This window comes from Pseudomonas sp. S3(2024), assembly GCF_036861315.1.
Taxonomy (GTDB): Bacteria; Pseudomonadota; Gammaproteobacteria; order Pseudomonadales; family Pseudomonadaceae; genus Aquipseudomonas; species Aquipseudomonas putida_A.
This window is the reverse complement of sequence record NZ_JAZAQQ010000009.1, coordinates 187,859-210,715: the sequence shown is the minus strand read 5'-3', so window position 1 is coordinate 210,715 and position 22,857 is coordinate 187,859. Positions and strand designations below refer to the sequence as shown.

General features: G+C 60.6%; 22 protein-coding genes. 10 read left to right on the top strand and 12 right to left on the bottom strand.

Annotation, left to right across the window (positions count from 1 at the left end):
• Positions 1-29: 29 nt before the first annotated feature.
• The 3 genes from VLA07_RS22270 to VLA07_RS22260 are packed head-to-tail and all read right to left on the bottom strand — an operon-like array spanning position 30 to position 2,014.
• On the bottom strand, positions 30-431 hold the full coding sequence (locus VLA07_RS22270) for an ExbD/TolR family protein (protein WP_003223575.1): 402 nt from the start codon (positions 429-431) through the stop codon (positions 30-32).
• Positions 431-1,138, bottom strand: a complete 708-nt coding sequence (locus VLA07_RS22265) for a MotA/TolQ/ExbB proton channel family protein (RefSeq protein WP_247268277.1) — start codon at positions 1,136-1,138, stop codon at positions 431-433. The genes VLA07_RS22270 and VLA07_RS22265 overlap by 1 nt, the downstream gene beginning before the upstream one ends.
• A gap of 51 nt (positions 1,139-1,189) precedes the next feature.
• Positions 1,190-2,014 carry an energy transducer TonB gene (locus VLA07_RS22260; RefSeq protein ID WP_333991366.1) on the bottom strand — a complete coding sequence of 275 codons (825 nt, stop codon included), beginning with the start codon at positions 2,012-2,014 and terminating at the stop codon, positions 1,190-1,192.
• 1,092 nt (positions 2,015-3,106) lie between these two features.
• On the opposite strand from VLA07_RS22260, the gene VLA07_RS22255 reads away from it, so the two are divergent.
• Positions 3,107-3,730, top strand: coding sequence for a glutathione S-transferase N-terminal domain-containing protein (locus VLA07_RS22255; protein ID WP_027613874.1), 624 nt, complete (start codon positions 3,107-3,109; stop codon positions 3,728-3,730).
• A gap of 155 nt (positions 3,731-3,885) precedes the next feature.
• Here the strand turns inward: VLA07_RS22255 and VLA07_RS22250 are convergent, their stop codons facing one another.
• The gene (locus VLA07_RS22250; protein WP_027613875.1) at positions 3,886-4,326 is read right to left on the bottom strand and encodes a CBS domain-containing protein; all 441 of its coding nucleotides are present in this window, start codon (positions 4,324-4,326) and stop codon (positions 3,886-3,888) included.
• 329 nt (positions 4,327-4,655) lie between these two features.
• On the opposite strand from VLA07_RS22250, the gene VLA07_RS22245 reads away from it, so the two are divergent.
• Positions 4,656-7,016 carry a DNA polymerase II gene (locus VLA07_RS22245; RefSeq protein WP_333991363.1) on the top strand — a complete coding sequence of 787 codons (2,361 nt, stop codon included), beginning with the start codon at positions 4,656-4,658 and terminating at the stop codon, positions 7,014-7,016.
• Here VLA07_RS22245 and VLA07_RS22240 read toward each other — a convergent pair.
• The 3 genes from VLA07_RS22240 to VLA07_RS22230 form a co-directional block, all read right to left on the bottom strand.
• Entirely contained in the window at positions 6,981-7,451 is a 471-nt protein-coding gene (locus VLA07_RS22240) for a DUF1810 domain-containing protein (protein WP_333991362.1), read from the bottom strand. The genes VLA07_RS22245 and VLA07_RS22240 overlap by 36 nt on opposite strands.
• 28 nt (positions 7,452-7,479) lie before the next feature.
• Complete coding sequence (locus VLA07_RS22235) at positions 7,480-8,301, bottom strand: aldo/keto reductase (RefSeq protein WP_333991361.1); 822 nt, start codon at positions 8,299-8,301, stop codon at positions 7,480-7,482.
• A gap of 179 nt (positions 8,302-8,480) precedes the next feature.
• On the bottom strand, positions 8,481-9,629 hold the full coding sequence (locus VLA07_RS22230; protein ID WP_098968068.1) for an aldose epimerase family protein: 1,149 nt from the start codon (positions 9,627-9,629) through the stop codon (positions 8,481-8,483).
• Positions 9,630-9,863: 234 nt separating this feature from the next.
• Between VLA07_RS22230 and VLA07_RS22225 the strand changes: the two genes are divergently transcribed.
• The 3 genes from VLA07_RS22225 (at position 9,864) to VLA07_RS22215 (ending at position 13,004) form a co-directional block, all read left to right on the top strand.
• The gene (locus VLA07_RS22225; protein ID WP_027613880.1) at positions 9,864-10,613 is read left to right on the top strand and encodes a hypothetical protein; all 750 of its coding nucleotides are present in this window, start codon (positions 9,864-9,866) and stop codon (positions 10,611-10,613) included.
• A gap of 176 nt (positions 10,614-10,789) precedes the next feature.
• Positions 10,790-12,007, top strand: a complete 1,218-nt coding sequence (locus tag VLA07_RS22220; RefSeq protein WP_333991358.1) for an MFS transporter — start codon at positions 10,790-10,792, stop codon at positions 12,005-12,007.
• Positions 12,008-12,218: 211 nt separating this feature from the next.
• Positions 12,219-13,004, top strand: coding sequence for a sulfite exporter TauE/SafE family protein (locus tag VLA07_RS22215; protein WP_064586898.1), 786 nt, complete (start codon positions 12,219-12,221; stop codon positions 13,002-13,004).
• A gap of 43 nt (positions 13,005-13,047) precedes the next feature.
• Here the strand turns inward: VLA07_RS22215 and VLA07_RS22210 are convergent, their stop codons facing one another.
• Positions 13,048-13,512 (bottom strand): GNAT family N-acetyltransferase, encoded by a 465-nt coding sequence (locus tag VLA07_RS22210; protein ID WP_097087770.1) that lies wholly within the window; start codon positions 13,510-13,512, stop codon positions 13,048-13,050.
• A 209-nt stretch (positions 13,513-13,721) separates the two neighbouring features.
• Between VLA07_RS22210 and VLA07_RS22205 the strand changes: the two genes are divergently transcribed.
• Positions 13,722-14,294, top strand: coding sequence for a DUF4174 domain-containing protein (locus VLA07_RS22205; RefSeq protein ID WP_027613884.1), 573 nt, complete (start codon positions 13,722-13,724; stop codon positions 14,292-14,294).
• Positions 14,295-14,433: 139 nt separating this feature from the next.
• Here VLA07_RS22205 and ampC read toward each other — a convergent pair whose 3' ends face one another.
• A complete protein-coding gene (gene ampC, locus VLA07_RS22200) occupies positions 14,434-15,600 on the bottom strand; it encodes a class C beta-lactamase (protein ID WP_333991353.1) in 1,167 nt (388 codons plus the stop codon).
• 160 nt (positions 15,601-15,760) lie between these two features.
• Here ampC and VLA07_RS22195 point away from each other — a divergent pair, with 160 nt between their 5' ends.
• On the top strand, positions 15,761-16,633 hold the full coding sequence (locus tag VLA07_RS22195; protein ID WP_247268265.1) for a LysR family transcriptional regulator: 873 nt from the start codon (positions 15,761-15,763) through the stop codon (positions 16,631-16,633).
• Positions 16,634-16,704: 71 nt separating this feature from the next.
• Here VLA07_RS22195 and gudD read toward each other — a convergent pair whose 3' ends face one another.
• Together gudD and VLA07_RS22185 are read right to left on the bottom strand one after the other, a co-directional pair.
• Positions 16,705-18,048, bottom strand: a complete 1,344-nt coding sequence (gene gudD / locus VLA07_RS22190) for a glucarate dehydratase (protein ID WP_333991352.1) — start codon at positions 18,046-18,048, stop codon at positions 16,705-16,707.
• A 34-nt stretch (positions 18,049-18,082) separates the two neighbouring features.
• Positions 18,083-19,429, bottom strand: coding sequence for an MFS transporter (locus VLA07_RS22185; protein WP_007965412.1), 1,347 nt, complete (start codon positions 19,427-19,429; stop codon positions 18,083-18,085).
• 365 nt (positions 19,430-19,794) lie between these two features.
• On the opposite strand from VLA07_RS22185, the gene VLA07_RS22180 reads away from it, so the two are divergent.
• Complete coding sequence (locus VLA07_RS22180; RefSeq protein ID WP_333991351.1) at positions 19,795-20,508, top strand: FadR/GntR family transcriptional regulator; 714 nt, start codon at positions 19,795-19,797, stop codon at positions 20,506-20,508.
• Between the two features lie 92 nt (positions 20,509-20,600).
• Entirely contained in the window at positions 20,601-20,834 is a 234-nt protein-coding gene (locus tag VLA07_RS22175; protein ID WP_097087777.1) for a hypothetical protein, read from the top strand.
• A 135-nt stretch (positions 20,835-20,969) separates the two neighbouring features.
• On the opposite strand, the gene VLA07_RS22170 is transcribed toward VLA07_RS22175, so the two are convergent.
• Positions 20,970-21,863, bottom strand: coding sequence for a DMT family transporter (locus VLA07_RS22170; protein WP_333991348.1), 894 nt, complete (start codon positions 21,861-21,863; stop codon positions 20,970-20,972).
• 101 nt (positions 21,864-21,964) lie between these two features.
• On the opposite strand from VLA07_RS22170, the gene VLA07_RS22165 reads away from it, so the two are divergent.
• Positions 21,965-22,828, top strand: coding sequence for a LysR family transcriptional regulator (locus VLA07_RS22165; RefSeq protein ID WP_333991394.1), 864 nt, complete (start codon positions 21,965-21,967; stop codon positions 22,826-22,828).
• The last annotated feature ends 29 nt before the right edge of the window (positions 22,829-22,857 follow it).

Here is a 22,857-nt window from a genome sequence, read left to right as displayed (position 1 = left end):
CGCTTCTCAAGGTGCGCCCCCCACCGCACTCAGTGGGTGGTCATCACCGAAATCTTGCTGATGCCCGAGCGTTCGATGGATGCCATGGCCTTGGCCACCTGGCCGTAGTTGACGTTGGCGTCGGCCTGCAACTGCACGCGTACTTCGGCGTCCTTGGCCTTGACCTCCTTGAGGCTGGCTTCCAGCGATTCCGGCGCCAGTTCGGTTTTCGCCAGGTAGAACTTGCCGTCCTGATCGACGCTGACCACCACTGGGTCTTTCTTTTCGGCGGGAGCGACGGCGTCGGTTTTCGGCAAATTGACCTTGATCGCATTGGTCATCAGCGGCGCGGTGACGATGAACACCACCAGCAGCACGAGCATCACATCCACCAGCGGCGTGACGTTCATTTCGCTGAGCACTTCATCGCTGTCTTGGGTAGAAAAGGACATCAGCTGGCCTCCCGCACGGCGGCTGTGGTTTTGCTGGCGATGGCCTGGCGGCTGATGGAGAACGCGCTGCGTGAGGCCAACGCATCGAAATCGTGGGCGAAGTCATCCATGTCCGCCGAGGCGAGTTTCAGGCGGCGCAGGAAGAAGTTGTAAATCAGCACTGCCGGGACCGCGACGGCGATCCCCACGCCAGTGGCGATCAGTGCATGACCGATGGGGCCGGCGACCGCTTCAAGGCTGGCCGAGCCGGTTTCGCCGATGCTTTGCAGGGCTTCCATGATTCCCCACACGGTACCGAACAGGCCAATGAACGGCGCGGTGCTGCCGATACTGGCGAGAATCGCCTGACCGTTTTCCAGCGAGCGGCGTTCCTTCTGAATCTGCTGGCGCAGGTTGCGCTCCAGGCGATCGGAACGGTTGATGGTGTGCGCCAGTTGTTGCGTGGTACGCGGCGATTCTTCCACCAGCAAGGCTTCGAAACCGCTGCTGGCGATGCGTGCCAGCGAGCCCGGATACTGGCTGGCGTGTTCGGCAGCGGTGAGCAGATCCGGCGCGCCCCAGAAGGCTTTGCTGAACTGTTTGTTCTGGGCTTTCTGGCGCAGGTATTGCGCCGACTTGACCAGCAGGATCGCCCAGCTGACCACGGAAAACAGCACCAGGCCCCAGAGCACACCGGGGACAATCATCGAAGACAGTGAATGGTTCATCGCTACACCTCGCTTGCATTAAGTCGGTTGTGAGTTCGTCGGGTTGTGCCGTTATTGCGGCAATTTGAAATCGATGGTCTGGGTGGCGAAGCCGTCAATCGGCGTGTCACCGCGTTTGGCCGGAATGAACTTCCAGTTCTTTACCGCCGCGACGGCGGCGTCATCCAGTTGCGGCTTGCCGCTGGACTTGGTCACTGTCACCGAGCCGGCGCGACCGTTGGCCAGCACCTGAATGCGCAGCACCACGCTGCCTTCCCAATTGCGCCGCAGCGCCAGCGACGGGTATTCCGGCGGCGGGTTGCCAAGGCTGGCGAGACCGGAAATCGCTGCCGATTCCTTGACCGGGCCAGGCGCGGCGGCCGGGGCTGGTGGCGCGCTCGGTGTCGCCGGCGCAGCGGGAGCGGCCGGTTGTGCCGGGGCGGGCGGAGCTTTCGGCGGCTCGACTTTCTTCACCGGTTTGGGCTTCTCGACCGGTTTCGGTTTTTCGATCGGCTTGGGTTTTTCCACCGGTTTTGGCGGTGGCTTGACCGCGTCTTCGTCTTCCACCGGTTGTTCCGGTTCCGGAGGTGGAGGGGGCGGCGGAGGCGGTGGCGGTTCCGGTGTGGGCGGTGCCGGCGGCGTCGGGCTGGTCAACTCGACGGTCATTTCCGGAATCTGCGGCGGAGTCGGCAGTGGCTCGGGCCGGGTCTGCTGGAAAAACCACCAGGCACCGCCGTGTATCAGCGCCGATACCGCCACCAGCAACAGCATTTGCTGTTTGTTCAACCCGCCGGGGTGCGAGGTATTGGCCGTGAAGGCTGGCCTGTCCGGTGACAGCGGGATTGGCGCTTCCCGTAATGACCCCGGCAGGGTTCTGTGCTTTACCGCATCGTTCATTAAAGCTCCCTCGGGTTGATGAAGGGCAATAAGGTGCCGTCCGAACATTGGGGTGATGTTCGAGTGGGTGGGTGTAACTTTCTTCAAGGTGTACGCAGGCCGATAGTTGAACTATCTATAGAACAGGGCTTGCTTACAGTTACTGGCTTAGAGCCATCGACTTCGAGTGTTCATTGGCCATTCCCTGGTTGTTCTTCTATTGCTTGAGATCAATGTTGGTGTCTCATGCTTGTGCTTTTTGCATGTAGCAACCGCTGTGCCAGATGTTGCCGAAATGTATAGGTCTTATTTCATCAGTGTTACCCATGTCGCATTTATATAAGTTTTGCCTTGGTCGTGTATTTCTCCGGCCAACAGTTTCCCGAAACTCCATTGAGTGGAGTTTTTTCAGAGGCGAGTCAGGCTCTACGCGGTATCACGCTGATCGGCGGGATAGAGCGGCGGCTTGGCTAACGGCCCGGGCACTTGCTGGTGCGCGGCGGACTGATTTGGTGCGGGTCTGTGTTTTAGCGGGTCACGACGTATGTTCCTTGTTCTTGTTTAAATGAAATCAATGTTTCCAGTGCTGAATAATTCAACTCACTGGAGCCGTTTTGGTGCACTTGCAAAGTCGCTGAAAGTTATTGTCCGACAATCCCGCCTGCGTTCATTAATACGGCGCTGGTGCAGGAATTTTTGCAGTTGTATTTAAAAAATAAATAACACGCCGTTGTCGGCGAAGCGTCATCGCCAATCACGGTGTGTGGTCATGGAGTCAGGTAATAAAGTAGAGGCACTGGCCGCCGGGACTGTTCGAATGAACTCGGCGTTGTTGATAAACAAGCAAGCAGAGGCTGATGCGGCAGAGCGTTTGAAGATTCACGCGGTGAACTCCTTGTTGCCAGCTCGGATACGCGAACTTTTGGTTCGGTATCGCACCTTACAAGAACGCGGATAGCGTTCGATGATTGCTCTTGGTGCGGGATGGGCACCGCCAGCGCTGTTTTGCGAGGTTTGAATTCGCAAGTCGCCAATGCATGGGAAAAACGTGCCAAAGCGGATACACCCGCTATAAATAGGGCTACACAGATCTGTCGAGATCGAGGAGGGGGCATGTATCAACTGTACGGACATCGCAATTCAGGTGCCGCAGCCATCGAGGCAGCGCTGGAGTTATGCCAGATCGCCTATCGCTTTATCGATATCGAAGCCTCAAGCGAAGCCGCCGAGGCACTGGCGCGCCTCAATCCACTGAAGCAGGTGCCGACCCTGCAATTGCCCGATGGCAGTGCGATCACCGAGAGTGTGGCGATTCTGATTCATCTGGGCCTGAGTTTTCCCGAGTCCGGTCTGTTGCCGGCCAAGGCTGCCGATCGCGATCAGGCGATTCGCGGCATGGTCTACATCGCCAGCAATTGCTACGCGGCCATCGGTGTCATCGATTATCCCGAGCGCTGGTTGGTGATGCCGGACGAAGCCTCACGGCAGAACCTGATGGCCGGCGCACGTGAGCGCCTGCACTGGAGCTGGGAAGTGTTTGCCGACCAGTTTTCCGCCGAGTTGTACTTGGACGACGAAACGCCCGGCGCGCTGGACGTGCTGGCGGCCGTGGTGACACGTTGGGCGGGCAGCCGCGAACACCTGCGCCAGAGCCGTCCAGGGTTTTATGCGTGGTTGCAGCGTATTGACAGGCATCCGGTGCTGGCGCCTGTCTTCGCCCGGCATTGGCCGTCCTGATCACCCGATAAACCAAAATGTAGGAGTGAACTCTGTGGTGAGGGGATTTATCCCCGATGGACTGCGAAGCGGTCCCGGCTTTTCTGGGGGGGCTTCGCGCCCCATCGGGGATAAATCCCCTCGCCACAGGGCTCACTCCTGTAAGTGGGAAGGGTCTATTCCCCGCGAATGTACTGCTCCAACTGCTTGATCAGTTCCGCCTGCTCGGCAATCGCCTCTTTTACCAGGTCACCGATCGACAGCAGGCCGATCAGTTTGCCGTTCTCCACCACCGGCAAGTGGCGCAGGCGTTTGTCGGACATGATGCCCAGGCAGGTGTCGACGGTCTGGTGGGTGTCCACGGTGATGACGTCCTTGACCATGATGTCGCGCACCGGTGTGCCCACTGACGAGCGCCCGTGCAACACCAGTTTGCGCGCGTAATCACGCTCACTGATGATGCCGACCACTTTGTCATCTTCCATCACCACCAAGGCCCCGACGTTTTTCTCGGCCATTTTCATCAGCGCTTCGAGCACCATGTGACCGGGATCGATATGGTGCACTTCCTGATTTTTCTGATCTTTGAGCTTGAGCAGTTGGGCGACGGTCTTCATGGCGGTTACTCAGGTGTTGTCGTTGTTATTCAAGCATCGTAGACGCTGGCGCGCAGAGCAAGGTGGCAAAGCGGCAGATAGCACGCAAAAAACGTCATTTGCCGGTTTTTCCGGCTCACCTCTAACCCTGTGGCGAGGGAGCTTGCTCCCGCTGGACTGCGTAGCAGGCCCAAACCCTGAGAATTCGGTTTGCCTGATACACCGAATTGCCTGGCTTTGCGACTGCTGCGCAGCCGAGCGGGAGCAAGCTCCCTCGCCACAGGGGATGGGGTTATCTCGGACGATGCCGCGTAGAATGCCTCTCTGATTCAATTCCTGAGGTTGCAGTGGTGGATTTACAGCAGGGCTTCGTCCTGACCCGGCATTGGCGCGATACCCCGGCCGGCACCGAAGTCGAGTTCTGGCTGGCGACCGACGCCGGGCCGCGTCGTGTGCGCCTGGCGTCGCAGACGTCGGTGGCGTTTATCCCTGCCGCACAACGCGAGGCGGCCGAACGCCTGCTGCACGACGAAAAGAACGTCGAACTGCGCCCGCTGGCCCTGCAGGACTTCGAACATCGCCCGGTGCTGGGCCTGTATTGCCAGCAACACGGCCAGTTGATGCGCCTGGAAACCGCGCTGTCCCGCGCCGGTGTCGATGTCTTCGAAGCCGACGTGCGCCCGCCGGAACGCTACCTGATGGAGCGCTTCATCACCGCGCCGGTGCTGTTCAGCGGCACTGCCGATGACAACGGCGTCTTGCTCAATGCCCAACTGAAACCCGACCCCAACTACCGACCGCAACTACGGCTGGTCTCGCTGGATATCGAAACCACCGAAACCGGCGAGCTGTATTCCATTGCCCTCGAAGGCTGCGGCCAGCGTCAGGTGTACATGCTCGGCGCGCCCAACGGTGACGCGAGCATCATCGACTTCGACCTCGAATACTGCGACTCACGCACGCTGATCCTGAAAAAGCTCAACGACTGGTTCGCCCTCCACGACCCCGACGCGATCATCGGCTGGAACGTCGTGCAGTTCGACCTGCGCATCCTTCACGAACACGCGCGACGCCTCGGTGTGCCGTTGAAAATCGGCCGTGGCGGTGAAGAGATGCAGTGGCGCGAACACGGCAGCCGCACGCACTACTTTGCCTCGGCAGCGGGGCGCTTGATCATCGACGGCATCGAATCGCTGCGTTCAGCGACCTGGAGTTTTCCCTCCTTCAGCCTGGAGAACGTCGCCCAGACCCTGCTCGGCGAGGGCAAGGCGATCGACAACCCGTACCAGCGCATGGATGAAATCAACCGCATGTTCGCCGAGGACAAACCGGCGCTGGCCAAGTACAACCTCAAGGACTGTGAGCTGGTGACGCGGATCTTCGCCAAGACCGAACTGCTGACGTTTCTCCTCGAACGCGCCAGCGTTACCGGCCTGCCGGCAGATCGCAGCGGCGGCTCGGTGGCGGCGTTCACCCATTTGTACATGCCGCTGATGCACCGTCAGGGTTTCGTTGCGCCAAACCTGGGCACCAATCCGCCACAGGCCAGCCCCGGCGGCTTCGTCATGGATTCGCAGCCGGGGCTGTACGAGTCGGTGCTGGTGCTGGATTACAAGAGCCTGTACCCGTCGATCATCCGCACCTTTCTGATCGACCCGGTGGGCCTGATCGAAGGCTTGCAACACCCGGACGACGCCGATTCGGTGCCGGGGTTTCGCGGTGCACGTTTTTCGCGCACCCGGCATTGCCTGCCGTCGATTGTCGCGCGGGTCGCCGAGGGCCGCGAGACCGCCAAGCGCGAGCACAACGCACCGCTGTCGCAAGCGCTGAAGATCATCATGAACGCCTTCTACGGCGTGCTCGGCTCCAGTGGTTGCCGATTTTTCGATACGCGCCTGGCATCGTCGATCACTCTGCGCGGCCACGAGATCATGTTGCGCACCCGCCAGTTGATCGAAGCGCAGGGCCACGCGGTGATCTATGGCGACACCGACTCGACTTTCGTCTGGCTGCGTCGTGCGCACGGGCAGGAGGAAGCGGCGCAGATCGGTCAGGCGCTGGTCAAGCACGTCAACGACTGGTGGCGCGAGCATGTGCGTGAGGAATACGGCCTGCAAAGTGCTCTCGAATTGCAGTACGAAACCCACTACAAACGTTTTCTGATGCCGACCATTCGCGGCGCCGAGGAGGGCAGCAAAAAGCGCTACGCCGGACTGGTGACGCGCGCCGATGGCAGTGACGAAATGGTCTACAAGGGCCTGGAAACCGTGCGCACCGACTGGTCACTGCTGGCCCGGCAGTTCCAGCAGGAACTCTACGAGCGGATCTTCCAGCGCAAGCCGTATCAGGATTACGTGCGCGATTACGTACGCAAGACCCTGGCCGGCGAGTTCGATGAACGACTGGTCTACCGCAAACGCCTGCGCCGCACCCTCGACGACTACGAACGCAACGTGCCGCCGCATGTGCGTGCAGCGCGGCTGGCCGACGATTACAACGCGCAGCAGGGTCGCCCGCGGCAGTACCAGAACGGCGGCTGGATCAGTTACGTGATCACCCTGGCCGGGCCGGAACCGCTGGAAGTGCGCCGCGCCGCGATCGACTACGACCACTACATCACCCGCCAGCTGCAACCGGTGGCGGACGCGATTCTGCCGTTTGTCGACGACGATTTCTCAACCCTGATCGGGGGGCAACTGGGCCTGTTTTGAGTCCAGCAGTTGCAGGGTCCATTCGTCGAGGATGCCGTGGAAGTAACGCTCCAGCGCCTGAGCGAACGGACAGTCGTCGGCGCTGAACTGCGCAAACAGGGTCATTGAGGAGTGGAATTTCAGGTCGTCGGGGTGGCCGAAAATCTCGGCAATCGAGCGCTGGCGGATGTTCAGTACCAGCTGCGTGCAGGTGCGCAGCCGCGCACCGAGCAGGTCGTGGGCCAGATAGGCCCGCGCCTCGTCGGCGGATTGAATGGCGAAGCGCCGGGACATTTCGCTGCCGCCCAGCCCGGCGAACTGCGGGAACACAAACCACATCCAGTGGCTACGTTTGCGCCCCTCACCGAGTTCACGCTGAACCCGTTCGAACACCGGGTCCTGCGCCTGGACGAAACGCTGCAGATTGAACGGGTCATGCTGATCAGTGCTTCTCATGACGAAGCCCTCGCCAGCGCCCAGCGACTCAGACCATCGCCAGCCGCTGCTTGCGTTGTGGCGCTTTGAATACCTGGTCCAGCGCCGCCAGGTCCCCGGCATCCAGTTGCAACTGCGCCGCTTGTGCATTGAGTTGCACGTGTTCTGGTCGCACAGCCTTGGGAATCGCAATCACACCATCCTGACGCAGAATCCACGCCAGCGAAACCTGTGCCGGGGTCACGTTGTGACGAGCGGCAATTTGCTGTAGCGCTGGTTCGGCGAGCATCGCGCCGCCCTGGCCGATCGGGCAGTACGCCATCAACGGCATGCGCTGTTGCTGGCACCAGGGCAGCAAGTCGAATTCGACGCCGCGCTCTTCCAGGTTGTACAGCACCTGATTGGTCGCGCAGGCCGGGTTGGCCAGTTCTTCGAGGTCATCGACATCGAAATTCGACACGCCCCAACGGCCGATCTTGCCGTCCTCGCGCAGGCGTTCGAAGGCTTCGACGGTTTCTTCCAGCGGATACTGGCCGCGCCAGTGCAGCAGATAGAGGTCGATGTAGTCGGTGTCGAGCCGGCGCAGACTGCGCTCGCAGGCTTGCGGGATGCCTGTGCGGCTGGCGTTGTGCGGGTAGACCTTGCTCACCAGAAACACTTGGTCGCGCAGACCGGCGATGGCTTCGCCGACGACAGATTCGGCACCGCCCTCGGCATACATTTCCGCCGTGTCGATCAGAGTCATGCCGAGTTCGATGCCTTGGCGCAGCGCGGACACTTCACGCGGGTGCGCCGAGCGATCTTCGCCCATGCGCCAGGTGCCCTGGCCAATCACTGGAACCTGCACGCCTGCCAGTTCAAGGGTACGCATTCAAACCTCCTGTGCTGATGGTCGATACCTTAGTGGGCAGCAGGATAGCGCAGGGGTTCCAATGGAGGTCGATGAACCTGTGGCGAGGGGATTTATCCCCGATGGGCGCGCAGCGCCCCCAAAAAGCAGGGTTGCTGCGCAACCCATCGGGGATAAATCCCCTCACCACAAGGCAAGTGTTATTTCGCGGAGAACTTCAACACCACGTTATGGCTGTAAGTCTGCCCCGGATCGAGACGCGTGCTCGGGAAGTCCGGCTGATTCGGCGCATCCGGATAGTGCTGCGTTTCCAGGGTAAACGCACCCCAGTGCGGATAGACCTTGCCGCCCTTGCCCTTGACCGTGCCGTCGAGGAAGTTACTGGTATAGAACTGCACACCCGGTTCGCTGGTGAACAACTGCAAATGCCGCCCTGACTGCGGATCGCTGACCTCGGCGGCGACTTTGCTCACATCACCTTTGGTATCCAGCACCCAGTTGAAATCGAAGCCACCCTGTTTCGGCTCGGCGAATTTCAGCTGCGGGTGATCGGCCTTGATGTGCGTACCAATGGCGGTGGGTTTGGTGAAGTCCATTGGTGTGCCGGCCACTGGCGCCAGTTCGCCGGTCGGGATCAGTTTGCCGGTGACCGGGGTGTAATGGCTGGCGTGCAAGGTGGCCACCTGCTTGAGGATGTCGCCATTGCCGGCACCGGCGAGGTTGAAGTAGCTGTGGTTGGTCAGGTTGAGCACGGTCGGTTTATCGGTGCTGGCCTTATAGTCGATGCGCAACTCGTTGCTGTCGGTCAGGCGATAGGTCACCTGCGTTGTGAGATTGCCGGGGAAGCCCATTTCACCGTCTGCCGACAGATAGGTGAGGGTCACGCCGACGGAATCCTTGTCCTTGGTTTCCTGCGCTTTCCAGACCTTCTTGTCGAAACCCTGAGTACCGCCATGCAAGGCGTTGGACTTGTCGTTCTGCGGCACCTGATAGCGCTTGCCGTCGAGTTCGAACGCGCCGTCCGCGAGGCGATTACCGAAACGGCCGATGGTCGCGCCGAAATACGCTGTGCCTTTCTGGTAACCCTGAACATCGTCGAAACCCAGCACCACATCGGCTGCTTTGCCGTGTTTGTCCGGCACCAGCAGTGATTGCAGGGTGGCGCCGTAGGTGATGACGGTCGCCTGCATGCCGTGGCTGTTGCGCAGGATGTATTGCTCGACGGGCGTGCCGTCATTGGTTTTGCCAAAGGCTTTGTGTTCAGCGCTGAGGCCGGCCGCGTTGGCGGAGAGGGTGGCGATCATCAGGGACAGTCCGAGGCCGGAGAGCAGGTGACGTGATTGAAGCATGGTTGACCTTCCTTTTTGTTGTTGTTTTCAAAACAGGGTAATAGTCATGCTAATTGTGGGTTGAGTCAGAATTTATAGTCGGTTGAAGGTTTAGTGCAAATATAAAGTCATACTAAATAGTTGCCGAAGGTCGGGAAATCGTGCCAGCGCTGCACTTTTCCGGATTCGGCGGCTCTATCCATGGCCAGGATGCGGCGACGCCCGCCGCACAGGAATGTGCCTGTTCGAGAATTCATGCCGAGAGTTTTTCACCCGATCGCCCGATTTTTTCGCCGCCCGTGCCTGTTGCTGGCCTGTCTGTCATCGCTGTTTGTCAGCGGTTGCACGCACCAGACCGGCAACGGTTTCATCGCTCAGATGCGTGACGGTCAACCGCAGGAATTCCTGCAGACCAGCGTCGATCGCATGGCCACGTTGGCGATGCGCGACAACCTCAACAGCCTTTATCGCCTGATGGGCAAGCTGTATTTGCGCAACCCGGAAGAACTGCGCAAGTCGGGCTTCCTCGACATCAACACGGCGGTGAAACAGGTGCGCCTTGCCGTCGAGCAGCAGCAACCGTTACCGGTGTTGGGCGGGCGCAAAGATCTGGCGGCGCTCAGCTATGCGATGAGTCCGGAGTTTCTCGGGGATCGGGTCGGCGCCTTCATCTATGCCATCGGCAGCATGCTGGTCACCGCCCACGGCAATCGCATCGAGTTCTACATGACCGATGCAATCAACCCGACCTTCGTCCACAACGCCGCGCGCAACATCGAGAAAGCCACGTGGATTCTGGCCCAGCGCCAGAACAAGGAAGGCCAGCCGCTGCTGTTCTCCAATGAAATCTCGGAGGAGGGCAGCAACCTGAGTTTCGCCACCGAGTTCGGCAAGATCGTCGCGCGGCTCGACTTGCTGGCGCAGATGCTTGATGAGCGCTACCGGCGCATCGGCCTGAACTACGCGCAGAGCCTGCTGTTCCTGAATTTCCTTCCGGTGCAGTAAGTGCGGAGATCCAATGTGGGAGCGAGCCTGCTCGCGAAAGCGATCTGCCAGGCGCTGAATCTCTGATAGATCCACCGCATTCGCGAGCAGGCTCGCTCCCACATTGATCAAATTGTGCATGGGATTTTTGTATACAATCCATCGCTACTATTGATCCAAAGGGAGCTGCACCTGTCATGACCGACTCCGCAAGCACCGACTTCAACCGTATCGACCGCGCCACCCGTGCAGAAAAACTGCCCTATGCCGCGTTGCTGGCCTTCGCCATGACCGGCTTCATCGCCATCCTCACCGAGACCCTGCCGGCCGGGCTGCTGCCGCAGATCGGCGCCGGGCTTGGGGTCAGCGAAGTGCTCGCCGGGCAACTGGTGACGCTGTATGCGCTGGGCTCGATTGTCGCGGCGATTCCGCTGACCGTCGCCACCCGGGGCTGGCCACGGCGGCGGGTGCTGTTGATGACGGTTGGCGGGTTCCTGGTGTTCAACACGGTGACCACGTTCTCCAGCCATTACGGCTTGACCCTGGCCTCGCGGTTTCTCGCCGGGATGGCGGCAGGGCTGTCGTGGGGAATCATGGCCGGCTACGCCCGTGGCATCGTGCCGGTGCACCAGCAGGGACGGGCGTTGGCAATCGCCATGCTCGGCACCCCGGTGGCGCTGTCGCTGGGCACCCCGGCGGGAACCTGGCTGGGCAACCTGATCGGTTGGCGCGCTTCGTTCGGGATCATGTCGGCGCTGGCGTTGGTGCTGGCGGCGTGGATTGTGCTGGCGGTGCCGGATCGTCCGGGTCAGGCCAGCGCCGAACGCCTGCCGTTGCTGCAATCGCTGCGTCTGCCGGGCGTACGGCCGGTGCTATTCGTGGTGCTGACCTGGATGCTCGGGCACAACATTCTCTACACCTACATCGCGCCATTCCTGATGCAGGCCGGGCTGGCCGAGCACGTCGATCTGGTGCTGCTGGTGTTCGGCCTGTGCTCGCTGGTGGGGATCTGGATCATCGGCCTGCTGGTGGACCGCTGGTTGCGCTGGCTGACGCTGATCAGCCTCGTGCTGTTTGCCGTGACCGCACTGGTGCTGGCGCTGATATCCCCGTCGCCGTGGCTGATCTACACCTGCATGGCCGTGTGGGGCCTGTCGTTCGGCGGTTCGGCGACGCTGCTGCTGACAGCCGCGGCGGATTCGGCCGGCGAGCACGTGGACGTGGTGCAAGCGATGCTCACCACTTCCTGGAACGTGGCGATTGCTGGCGGCGGCCTGTTTGGCGGGTTGTTGCTGGATCGGGCGGGGGCGATGTCGTTTCCATGGGCGTTGTTGATCCTGTCGCTGATCGCGCTGGCGACGGTGTGGATCAACCGGCATCACAGTTTCAAACCGGGCCGGCGCGTCACCGCATGACTTTGTAGGAGTGAGCCTGCTCGCGATAGCGTCTCCGCAGACAAATCATTCGTGTCTGATAAAACGCTATCGCGAGCAGGCTCACTCCTACAGTAGAGATGATGTGGATTTGAACAAAGGCATAACGATAGACCGCATCGATATATGTGGTTATATGAAAAATCGCTATGCTGCGGGCCAGATTTTTCCTGTCGTTTTTCTGGACGTCTTAATGGAATTGGCAAATTTCGGCCTGGTGATTGCCGGGCTGGTGGTGGGTTTTATTGTCGGCATGACCGGTGTCGGCGGCGGTTCGTTGATGACGCCGATCCTGCTGTGGTTCGGCATCAACCCGGCAACAGCGGTGGGCACTGACCTGCTGTATGCGGCCATTACCAAATCCAGTGGCGTGCTGGTTCACAAAAAGAACAACAACATCGACTGGGCCATCACCGGCTGGCTGACCCTCGGCAGCGTGCCGGCAGTCGCCATGACCCTGTGGTTTCTCAGCACCCTGCACACCGCGCCCGAGGCGATGAACGCGATCATCAAACAGGCCTTGGGCTTCGTGCTGTTCGCCACGGCGCTGGCGATTCTGTTCAAGAAGCGCCTGCTCGAATTCGCCCACAAACGCGCGGGCGGCAACTACAACCCGAGCGGCGCGCGCCTGAATGTAATGACGGTGATCACCGGGCTGATCCTCGGCACCATGGTCGCCCTGACCTCGATCGGCGCCGGCGCCCTCGGCACGGTCGCGCTGTTCATCCTTTATCCGCTGCTGCCAACCCGGCGCCTGGTCGGCACCGAAATCGCCCACGCCGTGCCGTTGACCCTGGTTGCCGGTCTGGGCCACGCGAGCATGGGCAACATGGACTGGGGCGTGCTGGGCTTCCTGCTGATGGGTTCGTTGCCGGGCATCTGGCTGGGCAGTCACCTGACCGGGCGCATTTCCGATGAATTGCTGCGCCCGTGCCTGGCGACCATGCTGCTGTTGATCGGCTACAAACTGGCGTTCTGATCCCGGCTCGATCTTTGAGCCGGACAAAACCTGTGGAGGAATCTCAGCTCGTAAAGGTGTACTTCATGATCGTCACCGGCAGGTCTTCGTAGACCAGATCCTCGACCACCTCCCAACCCAACCGCGCATACAGTGCTTGCGCCGCATCGGTGTACAGATACAACGTCTGTACGCCCGACGCCCTGGCTTCTTCGACAATCCGATTGACCAGCTGCGAAGCAACACCGCGTCCACGTTCCTCGGCCTTCACATAAACCCCGGCCAGCCAAGGCGTCAGCTCGGGACGGATCTTCATGTCGCTGTCGATCAGCAGCGCGCCACCGAGCAATCTGCCGTCTTCAATGGCCACCACCACGCTGGGAACCGCACCCTTGCCGCAGGCCGCGCGCATTCGCTCGGTGCGGGCTTCAAGAGTATCGCCGTCACGGAATTCGCCCCATTCCTTGAAATTGAGCGCAGCCAGTTCCTCAATCAAATGGGGGTGATCGCAAAGGTAGTCGATGTGCATGGGTTGAACTCCATTTCGTGGGCAGAACGACCACCCTAATGCGCTCATAAAAGGTAATCAAATCCGCGTCACGATTACGCCGATGCGGTTGCGCAATGACGCGGCTGACCTAAGCTTCTGACAAGGCGAAACATATTTGCCGGGCACAACCCCGGAACAATCGCCGCGATGCGCAATCATTAGAGCGTGGATATCAAAAGGAGATGCGCATGCTCATCAGGTCACTGACCCTGACACTCTTGCTGGCGATTGCCGGCCCTTTGTTCGCCGCTGACAATGACTCGCCCATAGCCGGGGATATGGGACGGGCCCGACCGTTGATTGTAATCGCACAAAGCACCGTCGACCCGGTGTGGGTGGGGCTGAAAAAGTCGCTGGAAGATCCAGCGAACAAGAAGGGCGTCGCCGACCGCAACATCAAGGTCTACACCATCCTCAATATGGCCGGACAACTCGATGGCAAGGATCTCGGCCAGCAAGACACCATGGCTTTGCTGCGGTCGCTGAAACTCGGTGCCGGCGCGTATCCTAAAGTGTTCCTGCTGGGCAAGGACGGCGAGACCAAACTGTCGGCCTCGGGCGATGAAGCGAAATCGGTGGACCTGAAGAAAATCTTCGACACGGTTGACGCGCTGCCGGCCAGCGAAAAGGAAATCAGCGCACCGACGGTCGCTGAAACCAAGGCCACCGCCGCCGAACCGGCAGCCAAGAAAGGCGAGAAGGGCGCCAAGGCGAGCAAACCGGCGAAACCGAGCAAGCCACCGGAAATGCCGGATGATTGATGGCATGGCCTGAATCAAAAAAAATGGGCGACCTCTGCCGGTCGCCCATTTTTATTGCCCGCCCAAAAAGATCGCAGCCTGCGGCAGCTCCTACATGGGATCGGTGTAGGAGCTGCCGAAGGCTGCGATCATTTGATTTTCAGTCGGCTAAAGCGCTGAGGATCGTGTGAGCAATCTTCACCCGCTCCGGAATCGGAAAGTTCTTGTTCGCCAGAATCACCACGCCGACCTCCTTCGACGGCACAAACGCCACGTAGGTCCCGAAGCCACCGGTAGAGCCGGTCTTGTTGATCAGCACATTTTTCGCCTGCGGCTGTGGCGGGTTGAGCCATTGCACCTTGTGCGGCTGCATGGCCATTTCCGTGCTGTTGCCGGCCAGCAAGCGGTCGAGGCTGATCGGGTAACGGTACATTTCCCAACCCAGGCCCTGGGTCATGTCGCCGACGCTGTAGTAGCCGGTGTGGGTGTTGGCGATAGCTTGTTGCAGCGGCGTTTCAAGGCTTGCCGGTTTCAGGTTGGCCTGCACGTAACGCAGCATGTCGGCGGCGCTGGTTTTCACGCCGTAGGCTTCTGAATCCATGGCGCCCGGGGTGACGCGCACCGGTTGATTGTTCTTGTCGTAGCCCTGCGCGTACAGGCTCATTTGTGCTTTCGGCACCTGCAGGTAAGTGTGTTGCAGGCCGAGTTTCGGCAGCAGGGTTTCGCTTATCGCCTGATCATATGACTGACCGAGGGTCTTGGCGGCCAGATAACCGAACAGGCCCAGGCTCGGGTTGGAATACAGGCGCTGGCTACCGGCCGGGAAGCCCGGTTTCCACTGTTGGTAGTAGCCGAGCATCTTCTCCGCCGAATCCCACTGGCCAGGGAATTGCAGCGGCAGGCCGCCGGCGCTGTAGGTGCCCAGTTGCAGCACGCTGATGTTGTCGAAAGCGCTACCTTTCAGTTCCGGCCAGAGTTGGCTGGCCTTGGTCGACAGGTCCAGTTTGCCGGTCGCCTGCGCATAGCCGGCCAGAGTGGCGGCGAAGGTTTTACTCACCGAGCCGATTTCGAACAGGGTGTTTTCGCTGACTTTCTGCCCCGTGTCCTTGGCAGCGACGCCGTAATTAAAGTAATGCGGTTGGCCGTTGATGGTGATGGCGACGGCGAGGCCGGGGATGTTCTGCTGCTGCATCACCGGGGTGACGGCTTTGTTCACCAGCGCTTGCAGTTGCTCGTCGCCGGGTGTGGCGGCCATGCACGCGGTGGCGCCGAAAAACAGGCCGAAAGCGCTGCAGGAAATGACTTTGCTCGGGTTGATGAAGGACATGAGTGAACCACTCTCCATGAGTGTTGAGGGTGATATCCCGCTACACTGCGGGCGATTTTGTTGTTGGGCAGCTGATCAGCGCCGACAATTTAGGCAGTCTGGCACTCGTCGACAAACGATGATATTTCGGATGAGCCATTAGAAAAATTTGGGACTGGGCATGATTCGACCTCAATTGCCGCTCAATGCACTGCGCGCGTTCGAAGCTTCGGCGCGGCATCTGAGCTTTACCCGTGCCGCCGTGGAGTTATGCGTGACTCAGGCGGCGGTGAGCCATCAGGTGAAAAGCCTCGAAGCGCAACTCAACGTCACCCTGTTCAAACGCCTGCCCCGCGGGCTGATGCTGACCAGTGAAGGCGAGACCCTGTTGCCGGTTTTGACCACGTCGTTCGATCATATCGCGCAGATGCTCGAGCGGCTGGCCGGCGGTCAGTCTCGGGAAATGTTGACCGTGGGTGCCGTCGGAACCTTTGCGGTCGGTTGGTTGCTGCCACGGCTGCCAGACTTCCAGGCGAAACATCCGCTCATAGATTTGCGGCTGTCGACTCACAACAACCGGGTCGACGTCGCCGCTGAGGGGCTGGATTACGCGATTCGTTTTGGCGCCGGGGCGTGGCACGGCATCGAGGCCACGCGTCTGCTGGATGCGCCATTGTCGGTGCTGTGCGTGCCGGAAATTGCCCGGCAGTTGCATACCCCGGGCGATCTGCTGCAACAGCGCTTGCTGCGTTCCTATCGCACCGATGAATGGCCGGAATGGTTTCACGCCGCCGGCCTGGCGACCCACGCGGCGCCGCCGCAAAGCATTGTGTTCGACTCATCGCTGGCGATGATGGAGGCCGCGCTGCAGGGCAGCGGGGTGGCGTTGGCACCGCCGCTGATGTTCGCCCGGCAACTGGCGGCGGACGTGATTCGTCAGCCGTTTGCGATTGAAATCACCACCGGCAGTTATTGGCTGACGCGCTTGCAGTCACGGCCGGAGACGGCGGCGATGACGGCGTTCAAGCAGTGGCTGGTACAAATCTCTGCCTGACACAAATCCCCCCCTGTGGGAGCGAGCAAGCCCGCTCCCACAGGGGACAGTGGTGGACTGCAGATCAGAATTCAGCGCACCAGACACGGCCGCTTGTTATCGAACGTCCACCCCGGTATCAAAAACTGCATCGCCACGCTGTCATCCCGCGCGCCGAGACCCATGCCTTTGTACAGTTTGTGGGCCTTGGCCAGCTGATCCATGTCCAGCTCCACCCCCAGCCCCGGTTTCTGCGGCACTTGCACGCAACCGTCGACAATTTGCAGCGGAGCCTTGGTCAGACGCTGGCCGTCCTGCCAGATCCAGTGCGTGTCGATGGCGGTGATGTCGCCCGGTGCCGCCGCCGCGACATGGGTGAACATCGCCAGCGAGATATCGAAGTGATTGTTGGAGTGTGAGCCCCAGGTCAGGCCCCACTCATGGCACAACTGCGCGACACGTACCGAGCCTTGCATGGTCCAGAAGTGCGGGTCGGCCAACGGAATGTCCACCGACTGCAACTGAATGGCGTGGCCCATCTCGCGCCAGTCGGTGGCGATCATGTTGGTCGCCGTCTTCAGTCCGGTTGCGCGGCGGAACTCGGCCATGACTTCGCGCCCCGAGTAACCGTTTTCTGCACCGCACGGGTCTTCGGCGTAAGCCAGCACCTTATGTTGATCGCGGCACAGGCGGATCGCTTCTTTCAGTGACCAGGCGCCGTTCGGATCGAGGGTGATGCGTGCCTCGGGAAAGCGTTCGGCCAGAGCCGTCACGGCTTCGATTTCCGCGTCGCCACTGAGCACACCGCCCTTGAGTTTGAAGTCCTGGAAACCGTATTTCGCCTGCGCCGCTTCGGCCAGACGCACCACCGCCTCGGCGCTCATGGCCTTCTCGTGACGCACGCGGAACCAGTCGTTATCGGCGTCCGGTTCGCTGCGGTAGGCGAGGTTGGTCTCGCGTTGATCGCCGACATAAAACAGATAACCGAGCATCTTCACTTGATCGCGTTGCTGGCCTTCGCCGAGCAGCGCCGCGACCGGTACGTCGAGGTGTTGCCCGAGCAGGTCGAGCAGGGCGGCTTCGAGTCCGGTGACCGCGTGGATGGTGATGCGCAGGTCGAACGTCTGCAGACCACGGCCGCCGGCATCACGTTCGGCGAAGGTCTGGCGCACCTGATTGAGGATCTTCTGATAGTTGCCGATTGTGCTGCCGAGCACCAGGCTGCGGGCGTCCTCCAGCGTCTGGCGGATGCGCTCGCCACCGGGCACTTCACCGACGCCAGTGTGGCCGGCGTTGTCCTTGAGAATGACGATATTGCGGGTGAAAAACGGCCCGTGGGCGCCGCTCAGGTTGAGCAGCATGCCGTCGTGGCCGGCCACGGGAATCACCTGCATGTCAGTGATGATTGGCGCTTTGGCAGTGTCGTGTGCGGTCATGTTTTTATCCTTGTCAGCATCTTTAAAAAGGAAGTCATGCGTGCTTTGGCGCGGCCTCGGCCACGGCGAGGTCAGCAGCGGGTTTCGGGGTGGTGCGTGCAGCGAAGACGATGATCGCGGCGATGATCGAGGTCGCGGCCAGGCCGTAGAGGCCGCCCTGAATCGAGCCGGTGTGTTCTTCGAGCAGGCCGAAGGTGGTCGGCGCGACGAAGCCGCCGAGGTTGCCTACCGAGTTGATCAGTGCGATCACTGCCGCGGCGATCCGTGCATCCAGATAGGCCTGCGGAATTGGCCAAAACAACGATGAGGCGGACTTGAAGCCCAGCGCGGCAAAACAGATCGCGACAAAGGCGAAGATCGGCCCGCCGGTGGTGGACATGAACATCCCTGCTGCGGCGATCAACAACGCGGTGGCGACCCAGGCTTGCTGGTGCTTCCACTTGGCCGAGAAAGCGGCGAAGGCGTACATGCCGACGATCGACAGCAGCCACGGGATCGAGTTGAACAGCCCGACCTGGAAGTCACTCATCTCACCCATTTTCTTGATGATGCTCGGCAGCCAGAACGTCGCGGCGTAGATCGTCAGCTGAATGAAAAAGTAGATCAGGCAGAACAGGATGATTTGCCGGTCCTTGAGCAGTTTGCCCATCGATGGGCGGATCGGCGTCGCGGCTTCGCGGGCCTTCTGTTCATCGTCGATGGCGTTGACCAGTGCGTCCTGTTCGGCGCGGGTCAGCCATTTCGCGTCGTGGGGTTTGGCGTCGAGCCAGAACCAGACGAACACGCACAGCCCGACGGAAAACATCCCCTCGATGAAGTACATCCATTGCCAGCCGTGCATGCCGAGGCCGTTGATCTGCAAGAGCAGGCCGGACAACGGGCCGGAGATCAGCGAGGCGACTGCCGAACCACTGAGGAAAATTGCAATCGCCTTGCCGCGTTCGGCGCCGGGTAGCCAGCGCGTGAAGTAGTAGATCACCCCGGGAAAGAACCCGGCCTCGGCCACGCCGAGCAGAAAGCGCAGGATGTAAAAGTGCGTTTCGTTCTGGATGAACGCCATGCCGGCGGCGACCAGGCCCCAGGTGAGCATGATGCGGGTCAGCCAGATACGCGCGCCGACTTTTTGCAAAAGCATGTTGGACGGCACTTCGAACAGCGCGTAACCGATGAAGAACAGACCGGCGCCGAAGCCGTAGGCGGCAGCCCCGATGCCCAGATCATGTTCCATGTGAGTGCGGACGAAACCGATGTTCACCCGGTCAATGTAATTGACGATGAACATGATCACGAAGAGCGGCAGGACGTGGCGTTTCACTTTCGAGATGGCGGACGCGAGTGTCGAATCGACGCCCTCGTTCATCCCGGAGACGGAGGTTTTCACTTGGTTTTCTCCCACTGATTATTTTTATGCGGGGTAGGGCTGGATGGTGCGTTGTTGATAGACATCATACAACTGAGATTTTTTGTCCTACAAGTGGGGTGGAGCGATTAAATTTGTCTGGTGAACGAATTCTTTATTTCTTTTTGGTGTTTTTCCCCGTTTTTATTGGTTTTAATCGCGGCCGTCAGACGCGCCCCTTGGGTTCACGATCCAAATGTTCAAACAGGGCGTAGCGTTTGGTTGTTGCGTTTTTTTCGTTTTATTGAGTGTTGTCATACAAGTTGAAAGTGGTTTCGGCGCTAAAATCGACTCGTCAGCCATCACGCAGTGCTACGATCGGCAAGCCCCGAAGACCGGAACCGAACATGCAAGAAGACCTCGACGCCCCCGCGCCCAAACGTGCGCACAACCTCGCACACGATCTGGTGGAAAAACTCACCCAGAGCATCCTGCTCGGCCGGCTGTCGCCCGGCGACAAGCTGCCGTCGGAGAACGCCATCGTTCAGGAACACCGCGTCAGTCGCACGGTCGTGCGCGAGGCGATTTCCAAGTTGCAGGCGTCGGGGCTGGTGGAGACGCGGCACGGCATCGGCACGTTCGTCATCGAGCGCGTCGCGGAGCAGGGCTTGCGCCTGAATGTCGACACCGCGCTCGGCGTGCGCAGCATTCTTGAATTGCGCATGGGCCTGGAGACACAGGCTGCGGCGTTGGCCGCGTCACGTCGCAGCGAGCAGCAATTGCTGCAAATGCGTCAGGCGCTGGATGACTATCAGCGTCTGCTGGACAGCAACGATAGTTGCGTCGAGGCCGACCGACGCTTTCATTTGCTTATTGCCGAAGCCACCGGCAACGTCTGCTTCAGCGAAATCATGCAGCACCTGGGCAGCGCGATGATTCCACGTCAGCGGCTCAATGCCGCCGAGCGTGGCGCGGCGGATCTGAGCAAGCTGGGGCAGTTGGCCCATCTGGAGCACGAAGCGATCCTGAATGCGATCAAGCGGCAGGATCCGGACGCGGCGCGCGCGGCCATGTGGCTGCACCTGACCAACAGCCGCGACCGTTTCAGTGCGCAGGGCTGATTGCCGTTGGTCTGCTCGATAGCACCGCCTGCGCAGGCGCGCTTCCAAGCTGTATGGCCCGGGTTCTCCGGACCTCCTTGGTGAGGTGTGTCATGGCTAATGATTTGCTGTTTCAGGGTGGTGTGTTGCCGACCGATCCAACCCGTCCGGTGCCCGGCACGGATGAGCCGACACTGGCCGATCACGATGCGCCGCCGGGCATGAGTCCGGGGCGCGATCCGTTGAGTGATGCCGATCGGCCGGAAGACTGGAAGGACCCGGCGGCGGACGATGATGATGTGCCACCGGCGGATGAGCCGACGCCATTGTCGGATGACAGGCGCTGAGGCTAACCCGGCATGAGATATTTATAGTCTGCGCCGGCCCTTTCGCGAGCAAGCTCGCTCCCACAGGTAGAACGCATCCTCTGTAGGAGTGAGCCTGCTCGCGATGGGGTCGTCGGCCTCAGTAAAAAACCTCGATCAGACCTCAATCGGTCGACCCTCCACCCGCCGCTCCAGATTCAACGCCAGCACACTGATCAGCACCACCGCCGCGCCAATCAGAACCATCAGCGCCGGCTGCTCGCCGAGGCCCACTGAAGCAATCCCCATCGCCGTCGGCGGTATCAAATAAAGTGTCATCGTCGCCCGGCTCAAGTCCACATGCCTGAGCACAAAGCCCCAGGCCAGATACGCCAGCGCGCTGGGAAACACCCCCAGCGCCAGCACCGCCCATTGCACTCGCAGTGGTGCTTTGACTACCGCCGCACCCAGTCCCGGCAGATAAATCAACAACAGCAGCGTCCCCGACCACACCGCATAACAGGCCAGACTGAAGCCGTCATAACGCCGGGCGTGATGTTTTTGCAGGGCGAAGTAAATGCTCCATGACAGCGCTGCCAGCAGGATCAGCAAGCCATGCGCGTCGATCTGCCCCAGGCCCCGATCGGCGCTGACCACGATCACCACCCCGACCAGTCCCAGCAACACGCAGCCCCATCGCCAGACACTGACCTGATCCTTGAACACGTAGCGCGCCAGCAGCGTACTGAACAGCGGGCTCGACTGCGCCAGTACGCTGGAGGCGCCGGCACTGACGCTTTGCTGGCCGATGTTCAGCGCCACGTGATGCAGGCTGACGGCAAAAAATCCCAGGGCGAACAACAGCGGCACATCGCGCGGTTGCGGCAGGCGAATGCTCTTGAACGCCGCGATCACGGCCATGAACAACGACGCCAGCAGAAACCGCAGCAACGCTAGATGCCCGGGGTCGTAGGCTTGCAGGCCGATGTGAATGCCGGTGGGTGAATAGGCCCAGCAGCCGACCACGAAGGCCATGGTCAGAATGATTTTCAAGGGAGAAGGAGACGGCATGATCGGCGCACCGCAAGGGTTGATGCGCCGAGTATCCGGGCGGTCAACAAGTCTCCACAACTGACTTATACTGCGCTGAATGTTCACTTTGAGTGATGAGTATGGAGCTGGCGCAGATCCGCATGTTCAAGACCGTGGCTGACGAGGGCAGCATTGCCCGGGCTGCTGAGAAGCTGTTTTGTGTGCCGTCGAATATCACCGCACGGATCAAGGCGCTTGAGGCGGAACTCGGCGTCGCACTGTTTCTGCGCGAGGGACGCGGGCTGCGGATCAGTCCGGCGGGACAGACGTTTCTCGCCTATGTCGAGCGGATTCTGGCGCTGACCGTCGAAGCCAAGCGCGCGGTGGATCCCGCCGCCGAACCCTCCGGGCCGCTGCGTATCGGCGCGATTGAGTCCTCGGCCACCGGGCGTTTGCCCCGACTGTTGGCCAAGTTTCACCAACGCTATCCGCAGGTGGCGCTGGAATTGACCACAGGCACCTGGGGCCAATTACTCGACGACACCGTCAGCCATCGCCTCGACGGTGCGATCGTCGCGGTGGACGTCGAGCGTTCGCAACTGAAACGCACGCCGATGTACCGCGAAGAATTGCTGCTGATTGCCTCGACGTCATTCGGCCCCGTGCGCGACATCCACGATCTGCAGGACAAAACCGTGTTCATGTGGCCGCAGGGTTGCCCGTATCGGGCGGCGCTGGAGCACTGGTTGTTGCGTCAGGGGCAGGCGCTGCCGATTGTCAGCCTGGCGAGTTATGGGGCGATTGTCGGTTGCGTGAGTGCTGGCGCCGGCGTGGCCTTGGTGCCTAAAGGCGTGTTCGAGCAATACGCCAAGGGCGCTGGATGCGTGGGGTATGAGTTTCCCGAACTGACGGCGATCGACAACCTGTTTTACTGGCACGAAAACGCCGGGGTACACCCGGCGCGTGAAGCGTTTGTGGCGATGTTGCGTGAAGAATTCCTCTGATTCCGCTACGCCCGCATTCCCTGTGTAGG